General features: G+C 33.9%; 7 protein-coding genes and 1 other RNA gene. 7 read left to right on the top strand and 1 reads right to left on the bottom strand.

Annotated features, from left to right (window positions below; translation table 11 throughout):
• The first annotated feature begins 82 nt into the window (after positions 1-82).
• The 7 genes from J5G60_RS13880 to ssrS all read left to right on the top strand — a co-directional run bounded on the left by J5G60_RS13880 (position 83) and on the right by ssrS (position 8,470).
• Positions 83-2,257, top strand: a complete 2,175-nt coding sequence (locus tag J5G60_RS13880; protein WP_150357330.1) for a RelA/SpoT family protein — start codon at positions 83-85, stop codon at positions 2,255-2,257.
• 23 nt (positions 2,258-2,280) lie between these two features.
• A complete protein-coding gene (gene dtd / locus J5G60_RS13875; RefSeq protein WP_150357332.1) occupies positions 2,281-2,730 on the top strand; it encodes a D-aminoacyl-tRNA deacylase in 450 nt (149 codons plus the stop codon).
• A 31-nt stretch (positions 2,731-2,761) separates the two neighbouring features.
• Positions 2,762-3,376 (top strand): MBL fold metallo-hydrolase, encoded by a 615-nt coding sequence (locus J5G60_RS13870; RefSeq protein WP_150357334.1) that lies wholly within the window; start codon positions 2,762-2,764, stop codon positions 3,374-3,376.
• 72 nt (positions 3,377-3,448) lie between these two features.
• Positions 3,449-4,879, top strand: coding sequence for a coproporphyrinogen III oxidase (locus J5G60_RS13865; RefSeq protein ID WP_150357336.1), 1,431 nt, complete (start codon positions 3,449-3,451; stop codon positions 4,877-4,879).
• 81 nt (positions 4,880-4,960) lie between these two features.
• Positions 4,961-6,211 carry a histidine--tRNA ligase gene (gene hisS / locus J5G60_RS13860; protein WP_150357338.1) on the top strand — a complete coding sequence of 417 codons (1,251 nt, stop codon included), beginning with the start codon at positions 4,961-4,963 and terminating at the stop codon, positions 6,209-6,211.
• Positions 6,212-6,409: 198 nt separating this feature from the next.
• Complete coding sequence (aspS, locus tag J5G60_RS13855) at positions 6,410-8,200, top strand: aspartate--tRNA ligase (RefSeq protein ID WP_150357340.1); 1,791 nt, start codon at positions 6,410-6,412, stop codon at positions 8,198-8,200.
• A gap of 93 nt (positions 8,201-8,293) precedes the next feature.
• Positions 8,294-8,470: non-coding RNA, 6S RNA (gene ssrS, locus J5G60_RS13850), on the top strand.
• Positions 8,471-8,494: 24 nt separating this feature from the next.
• On the opposite strand, the gene J5G60_RS13845 is transcribed toward ssrS, so the two are convergent.
• Positions 8,495-9,172 (bottom strand): DUF6483 family protein, encoded by a 678-nt coding sequence (locus tag J5G60_RS13845; RefSeq protein ID WP_150357342.1) that lies wholly within the window; start codon positions 9,170-9,172, stop codon positions 8,495-8,497.
• Between the last annotated feature and the right edge of the window lie 89 nt (positions 9,173-9,261).

The raw sequence follows: 9,261 nt of genomic DNA, 5'->3' as shown, positions 1-9,261 counted from the left end.
GTTTTAAAAGTATATAATATAATGTTAATAAAAAATAATGGCTGGTTTAATAGACCAGCCATTGATTTTAGGGAGTATCGGTATGTTAGAACGATTGATGGAATTAATAGATAAAAATTGTAATAATATAGATAAAGATATGGTTAAAAAAGCGTATTATTTTGCCGATGAAGCCCATAAAAGACAAAAAAGGGAATCTGGCGAGCCTTATATAATGCACCCTGTAGAAGTAGCTTGTATATTGGCGGAAATGGGATTAGATACTGGCACAATAGTGGCAGGGCTTTTACATGATGTTATAGAAGATACTGATTTTAGTCATGAGGATGTGAGCAGGGAGTTTAGTCCTGAAGTAGCAAATTTAGTCGAGGGTGTTACTAAGCTGGGAAAAATAGAATATAAGACCAAAGAGGAACAGCAGGCTGACAACGTGAGAAAAATGCTGCTTGCCATGGCAAATGACATTAGGGTTATACTGATAAAGTTGGCTGATAGACTTCATAATATGAGAACATTGAAGTACTTGCCCGTAGAAAAGCAAAAGGAAAAGGCAAAGGAAACTTTTGATATATATGCACCATTGGCACATAGACTGGGAATGTCTAAAATTAAATGGGAATTGGAAGATCTAGCCTTTAGATATATAAACCAAAATGAATACTACTTTATAGTGAGAAAAATTGCGGAAAAAAGGGTAGAGAGAGAAAAACATATAGAGCAGATAATAAATCAATTAAAAGAAAATTTAAAAAAAGCGGGTATAGATGCGGATATTGAAGGCAGGCCGAAACATTTTTACAGTATCTATAGAAAAATGGTAAAGAAAAATAAAACTATAGATCAAATTTTCGATTTGACTGCTGTGAGAGTTATAGTGGATACGGTAAAAGATTGTTATGCTTCTCTTGGAATAGTTCATACTATATATAAACCTATACCGGGAAGATTTAAAGATTATATTGCTATGCCAAAGCCCAACATGTATCAATCACTGCATTCTACTGTTATAGGACCCCAGGGGAAGCCCTTTGAAATACAAATAAGAACTTTTGAAATGCATAAAACTGCAGAATATGGTATAGCAGCTCACTGGAAGTACAAAGAGGGAATTGAAACCGCAGAGGATATTGATAAAAAGCTTACCTGGCTCAGAGAAATGTTGGAATGGCAAAGAGAAACTTCGGATGCAGAAGAATTTATGGAAAGATTTAAAATAGACCTGTTTTCAGATGAAGTTTTTGTGTTTACACCTAAAGGTACTGTTATAAATCTGCCCTATGAGGCAACCCCTATAGACTTTGCCTATAAGATACATACGGATATAGGAAATAGCTGTATTGGGGCAAAAGTAAGTGGAAAAATGGTACCCCTGGATTATCACTTGAAAACGGGAGAAATTGTAGAAATACTTGTATCAAGTACCCCCAAGGGTCCCAGTATTGATTGGTTAAATGTAGTTAAAAGTAATCAAGCTAAAAGCAAAATAAGATCCTGGTTTAAAAAAGCCAAGAGAGAAGAAAATATATTGAAAGGTAAAGAGCTTCTTGAAAAAGAGGCAAAGAAACAAGGATATAATTTTGGAGAAATTGCGAAAGGTGAAATCATAAATTCTGTACTAAAAAAATACAATATGAATTCTATGGATGATCTCTATGCTTCAGTGGGAGTTGGCGGTTTGAATTCTTCTGTTATAGTTTTAAAGATGAAGGATATGTATATTCAGACTTCCAGAATGGATATTGATGATTGGAAAAAATTAAGAGATAAACTGGATAAAGTTACATCTAAACCACATAAAAGGCGTAAAGAATCTCCAGGAGTGATTGTAAAAGGTGAAACCAATGTACTTGTTAGATTTGCAAAATGCTGTAATCCAGTACCGGGCGATTTTATAATAGGCTATATAACCAAGGGTAGAGGAGTTTCTATTCATAGAAAAGATTGTAAAAATATAGACTTTTTGATGAAAAACAAAGATAATAAGGTAGTGGAGGTGAGTTGGGGGAAACCTAAAGGCGAGTATATTACCGAAATTAAAATAGAAGCCGAAGACAGGCAAAAGCTTTTATCTGAATTGATGAATATAATAAATGACAGTAAGATTGATCTCTATGCTGTAAATGCTAAACCGATTAAAAACGGAATAGCTGTTGTAAAAATGAAATTGAAGATATCCAGTATTGATGAACTCAAAGATGTAATGAGAAAATTGAGAAAGGTAAAGGGTGTTACTGAAGTTTATAGAACAGAAAATTAACTGTTAAATTAAGGGGTGTGATTATGCGAGCTGTAGTTCAGAGAGTGAAAAGTTCCAAGGTGGAAGTGAATGGAAAAACTATAGGGGAAATAGGAAATGGTCTAAATGTGCTCCTGGGGATATCTGTGGAAGATAAGGATGAAGATATTACCTATATGAAGGATAAAATATTGAATTTGAGGATATTTGAAGATGAAAATGGAAAATTAAATAAATCTCTTCTGGATGTAAAGGGGGAACTGATTATAATTTCACAGTTTACCCTGTACGGCGACTGCAGAAAAGGAAGAAGACCGAGTTTTATAAGAGCTTTGCCAGGTGATAAAGCTAACCTTATATATGAGAAGTTTATAGGAGAATGTAAAAATTCAGTAGACAGAGTAGAAAGTGGTAAATTCGGTGCAGACATGCTGGTCACTATAGAAAATGACGGACCTGTGACTATTTTAGTGGATAGCAAGAAAAAATTTTGAACATAATTTATCAAGGTAGGAGGTGTTTTTTGTGAAATTGAGAAAATTAATTGTAGGGGTGTATGCGGCTAATTGCTATATACTATCAGATGAAAATGCTGCGGAATGTGCGGTAATTGATCCTGGTGGAGATTTAAATGATATAGTAAACGCAATAGATGCTTCTAGGTGCAAAGTTAAATATATATTACTTACCCATGGCCATGCAGATCATACGGGAGCAGCAGATCAGATAAAGAGTGAATATAAAGCTCTCATAGGAATAAATAAGTTGGATTATGAAATGATGCAGAGAAAAGATCTTATGTATGGTACTATTGCAGGAGAACCTGATATTTATTTTAAAGATAATCAGATATTTAAAGTTGGAGATATTAGATTGAAAGTGATATTTACACCTGGACATACACCTGGAGGGGTGAGTTTCTTAGCAGAAAATTTAGTTTTTACTGGAGACACGCTTTTTCAGGGTTCTGTAGGCAGAACTGATTTTCCAGGAGGAAATTTTGATGCAATTATAGATAGTATAAAAAGTAAACTCATGATTCTCCCAGACGATACAAAGGTGCTTCCAGGACACGGTCTCAAAAGCTCTATTGGTAAGGAAAAAATTTACAATCCATTTATATCTGGTAGGAAGTCTTAATATTTATTTTTTATGAGAAAGGGGTTTTATTTAGCATTTTATGGATACAGTCAATGCTTTTTTAAGTGAATTATGGAAATAAGAATAAAATTAAATTCTAATAGGTATAGATATGTAATATTTGAAATAGTAAATTTATTTTATGATTTCAAACGTATAATTTTTGTAAAAGACGAAAACTGGGATTTTAACATTGTAATACTTGAGAATATTGTTGCAATAAAAGATAGAGAAAGCAGTTATAGGGTAGAATTCCAGAATGGTTTGACAGAAAATGAAAATATAAAAAAAATAGTATTTTTATATTTTAATGAGAGGATACAAAAAAACTTACCCTGGGGAACATTGGTTGGAATAAGACCCAGCAAAATAGCGCTAAAGTTGGTAGAAGAGGGTAGGAGCAGAGAATATATAGTAGAATATTTTTATAGGCACTTTTGCTGTAAAAAGGATAAATCGGAACTTTGTGTCGATATAGCAAATTCTGAGAAAGATGTAGTAAATGCCGATAGTAGGAATGTAAGTGTGTATATAGGAATGCCCTTTTGTCCTACTAGGTGTATTTACTGTTCTTTTGCCTCTAATCCAATTGAAAAATGTAGAAATATTGTAGATGATTACCTCTGCAGCTTGACTTGTGAATTGAGAAAGATTTCAAATTATATAATAGAACATGGCCTAAATGTAGAATGTGTGTATTTTGGAGGAGGGACTCCTACAGCCGTAAGTGATGAAAAATTTGAAAAAATAATGAATGAAATATATAATGGTTTTGTATGTAATCATAAAATAAGTGAATTTGATGTAGAATGCGGCAGACCTGACAGTATAACTTTGAATAAATTGGAAACCATGAAAAAATATAAGGTAAATAGAATAAGTATAAATCCACAGACAATGAATGACAGTACATTAAAATTTATTGGAAGAGGGCACTCCGTAGAAGATATAAAAGAAAAATTTTATATGGCAAGGCAATGTGGATTTGACAATATAAACATGGATATAATTGTAGGCCTTCCTGGTGAGAGAATAGACCATATAAATAGGACTTGTGAGGAAATAGAAAGACTTTCTCCGGACAATCTGACAGTGCATGGGTTGTCTGTAAAGAGGGCATCCAGACTCTATGAAAATATAATAAATAATATAAAGTATTCCATTGCTGGTAATAGAGAGTTAAATTCAATGTATAATAGGACCGCTTTATTGGCTGAAACGTTGGGAATGAAGCCATATTATATGTACAGGCAAAAAAATATGGTAGGCAATATGGAAAATATAGGATATACAAGAGCTCGTAATTCAGGAATTTATAATGTGGAGATGATTGAGGAACGTCAGACCATAATAGCCTGTGGAGCTGATGCTGTTACTAAAGTTATATTTTTAGATGAGAATAGGTTGGAAAGGCAGGCAAATGTGAAGGATGTGAGAGAGTATATAAACAGGGTGGACGAAATGGTTCAAAAGAAAATAAAACTTTTAGATACATTGTATTGAATATGTTTGTAAGTAAATTGATGATAAAATTCGTATAATTATAATTTTGTCATCAGATAATCGGGGAGGAAATAGAATATTATGATTATACAAGCACCAAGAGGTACTAAAGATATATTGCCTGCGGAGTCTTACAAATGGCATTATCTAGAAAATATATTTAAAAATATAGCTGCTTCTTATGGATACAGGGAAATAAGGACACCTGTTTTTGAATACACAGAACTTTTTGAAAGAGGAGTAGGTGAGACTACGGATGTTGTTCAAAAAGAGATGTATACATTTCAAGACAAATCAGGAAGAAGCCTTACTCTTAAAGCTGAGGGGACATCACCAGCGGTAAGAGCTTTTGTGGAAAGCAGTTTGTATAATGAAGCTCAGCCAACTAAATTGTTTTATTTTACACCGGTTTTAAGGTATGAAAGTGTTCAGAAGGGAAGACTTAGAGAGCACCATCAATTTGGTATAGAGGCTTTTGGTGCTGGGGAAGCTTCACTGGATGCAGAAGTCATAAGTCTGGCTATGAGAGTGTATAAGGAACTTGGTATAAGGGGGCTGGAATTGAACATAAACAGTATAGGATGCCCTAAATGCAGGAAAAAATATAATGAGATCTTAAAAAATTTTCTATCTGAAAAATACGATGAGCTGTGTGATACCTGTAAAAGCAGATTTTATAAGAATCCCATGCGAATACTGGATTGCAAAGTGGAGAGCTGCAAGAAAATAGTAAAGGAAGCTCCATTGATACTGGATTACCTATGTGATGAGTGCAGGGATCATTTTGAGAAATTGAAGAAATATTTAACTGCTTTGGGCATAGAGTACAAGATAAATCCGTTGATAGTGAGGGGACTTGATTATTACAGCAAGACTGTATTTGAAATAATCGATAATGATATAACCGTATGCGGCGGTGGAAGATATGATTATCTAATAGAAGAGGTTGGAGGACCACAGATGCCTGCCGTAGGATTTGGGATGGGCATAGAGAGGACACTTCTAACATTGGAAGAAAATGGGATAGAAATACCAAAGCTTCCCTATATAGATTTATATATAGGTGCTATGGGAGATAACGCAAGGATAAGGGCTCTTGAACTGGTTAATAAATTAAGAGAGAAAAATTTAAGATGTGAATGTGATCATATGAATAGAAGTGTAAAGGCCGAAATGAAATATGCAAATAAAATAGATGCTAGATTTACAGTTATAATAGGTGAGGATGAATTACAGTCAAATGTTGCTAAATTTAAGAGAATGTTTGATGGAAAACAATTTTCAATTAATTTAGAAAATATGGATGAAATCCTAAACTTAGTTAAATTATAAAATCTTATAAAAAATTTAAATGGTCAAATAATGAGAAGAATAGGAGTTGAAAAACCGTTAAAGTAACATTATTGAGAGATTTATAATGTGAGAACATACCTTGGAGTGCGGGACCAGAGAAGTTTAACTTCATGCACAATGAAACGGGTAAATGCACTTATTTAATGTGATGATAAGGAGCATTATACGGCGAATGTAATGGGAGAATCATTGAATGGGCTTAAAAGAACTCATATGTGTGGTGAACTTAGAGAAAATAATATAGGTGAAAAAGTTACAGTAATGGGCTGGGTTCAAAGGAAAAGAAATTTAGGCAGCCTGATATTTGTGGATCTCAGAGATAGAACTGGAATACTCCAGATTGTATTTGGAGAAGGGATAAATGAAGAAGCATTTCAGAAATCAGATAATGTAAAATCCGAATACTGCATAGCTGCTACTGGAGTTATTGTAAAAAGGGAAGCGCCCAATAGGGGAATTCCCACTGGTATGGTGGAATTAAAAGGAGAATGTATAAAAATATTTTCAGAATCTAAGACACCTCCTATATATATAAAGGAAAATTTGGATACAGATGAAAATATAAGGCTTAAATACAGATATCTTGACTTAAGAAGGCCTGATATGCAGAGAATACTCAGATTGAGACACAGAATAGCTAAAGTTATAAGGGATTTTCTGGATGAAGAGGGATTTGTTGAAATAGAGACTCCAATGCTTGGAAAAAGTACACCAGAAGGGGCCAGAGACTACCTTGTGCCCAGCAGAAATTATAAGGGCAAATTCTATGCTCTTCCCCAGTCACCACAACTTTATAAACAGCTTTTAATGGTTTCGGGGTTTGACAAATACTTTCAGATAGTTAAATGCTTTAGAGATGAAGATTTAAGGGCAAATAGACAGCCTGAATTTACCCAGGTTGATATGGAACTTTCCTTTGTAGAGCAGAAAGATGTGATGGACGTAAATGAAAGATTGCTTCAGAGAGTGTTTAAAGAGATTCTAAATCTGGATATAAAGCTTCCTATAGAGAGAATGCCATATAAGGTTGCTATGGAAAAATACGGAACCGATAAACCGGATTTGAGGTTCGGTATGGAGATAAATGACATAACTGATGTGGTGAAAAATACTGACTTTAAGGTATTTCAAAATGCCATTGAAAATGGCGGCTCGGTGAGAGCCATAAGAGTCCAGAACTCCTCCTCTATGAGTAGAAAGCAGATTGATAAGCTGGTGGAGTTTGTAAAGGATTATGGGGCTAAGGGACTTGTTTGGATAGAGTACAGAGAAGATGAAGTTAAGTCATCTGCATCAAAATTTTTAACAGAAACAGACACGAAAAAAATATTAAATAGGATGGAGGCAGTGCCGGGGGATCTTATACTCATAGCTGCTGACAAAAATAAAGTTGTACTTGAAAGTTTAGGTGCGCTTAGAGTTCATATGGCAAAGGAAACTGGCATTTTAAAAAATAACGATGAATTTAGGTTTGTCTGGATAACGGAATTTCCTCTTTTGTCCTATAATGAGGAGGAAAAGAGATATCAGGCAGAACACCATCCATTCACTATGCCTATGGATGAGGATATACAATATCTGGAAAGTGATCCAGGCAGAGTAAGGGCCAAGGCCTACGATATAGTATTGAATGGAGAGGAATTGGGCGGAGGAAGTATAAGAATACATGACACCAAGCTGCAGGAAAAGATGTTTCAGGTAATTGGAATTACACAAAAAAGTGCCTGGGAAAAGTTTGGATATCTTCTGGAGGCCTTTAAATTTGGGCCACCACCCCATGGTGGCCTGGCCTATGGATTTGACAGGATGGTGATGTTTTTGGCAAATACTGACAATATAAAAGATGTCATAGCATTTCCTAAGAATCAAAATGCATTTTGTCCACTGACAGAGGCTCCTAACGTAGTAGATGAAGTCCAACTGGAGGAGCTTGGAATTGGCATAAAAGATTTAAATAGGGACAATTAAATATATATTTGATAAAGATAAAATTTGAAAAATGTAGTATAATAATGTTGAGAGTTTAAAGAAAATAAATTTTTATTTACACTTAAAATTGAAGAATTCCTGCTGTGTACGTAGAATGAGTTGATGTTGACCGAACATTTTATAGAAGGGAATTTAACTCTTCTTGTGGAATGAAACCTGATTTATTTCGGGCACAAGAAGCAAGAAGGAGATGCCCACCTGCTGGGAGCGGGTTCAAAGTAACTCACGATACGGCATGGTGGGATTTTATTATTTAGACTATTTTTCATGTTACTATATATTGCCTGAGCTTTGTAAACGGGATGTTAGAGAAGATAGAGAATCTAATATTTCCTGGCGAGGAAGGTTGCCAGCAGATAATTCACTGTCATCTTTTAATAATAGATTTTTGTAAAATTCTATGGAGTATTTTAAGAATTCAGTGCTATAATTATTTTCTTGTAAAATCTCATATACCATATCTTCAGCTTTATCATATTTGTGGCAGCTTGTATAGTAGTTTATAATTTGATTTTGGAGTTCGTGGGTTAATTTGTACTGAGATATTTTATTTATAATGGAATCTATGTCTGAAAAATAAATTTCTAATTTGCAGTCATCTGTTTTGCCTAAATAGGCATTTAAAAATAAATGCAGGGATTTTTGATGTATGTAAAATGAATAATCCAGTTTATTTTGAGTTTCTAAAATATTACCCTCTTCTTCTAACAGTTTAGCTACTATTATGCATTTATCTGTGTTTACAGTTCCATTAATTTTTACTATTTCCATTAAATTTTCTACAGAAAAAGAGTTAAAAAATTTTAAACTCAGCCTAAACATGTCTTTAAAAGCGGTATCGATTGAATCTAAAGCTTCATCATAATTTTTATTTTTTTTATACTCCAATATTTTAATCAATAGTTCATTGAATTTTTTAATTAATTCTGCAGTTATAGTTCTTTTTAGCATTATACATACCTCCAGGGCTTTATAAAAAGCACTAATAATATCCTCTCTCTTATAAACATCTGACGCTGCAGACTAAGCTATAAGAGTAG

Origin of the sequence: Clostridium sp. HV4-5-A1G, assembly GCF_900184915.1 — a bacterium.
Lineage (GTDB): Bacteria > Bacillota > Clostridia > Clostridiales > Clostridiaceae > Clostridium_B > Clostridium_B aromativorans.
This window is presented reverse-complemented; position numbering and strand designations above follow the sequence as displayed.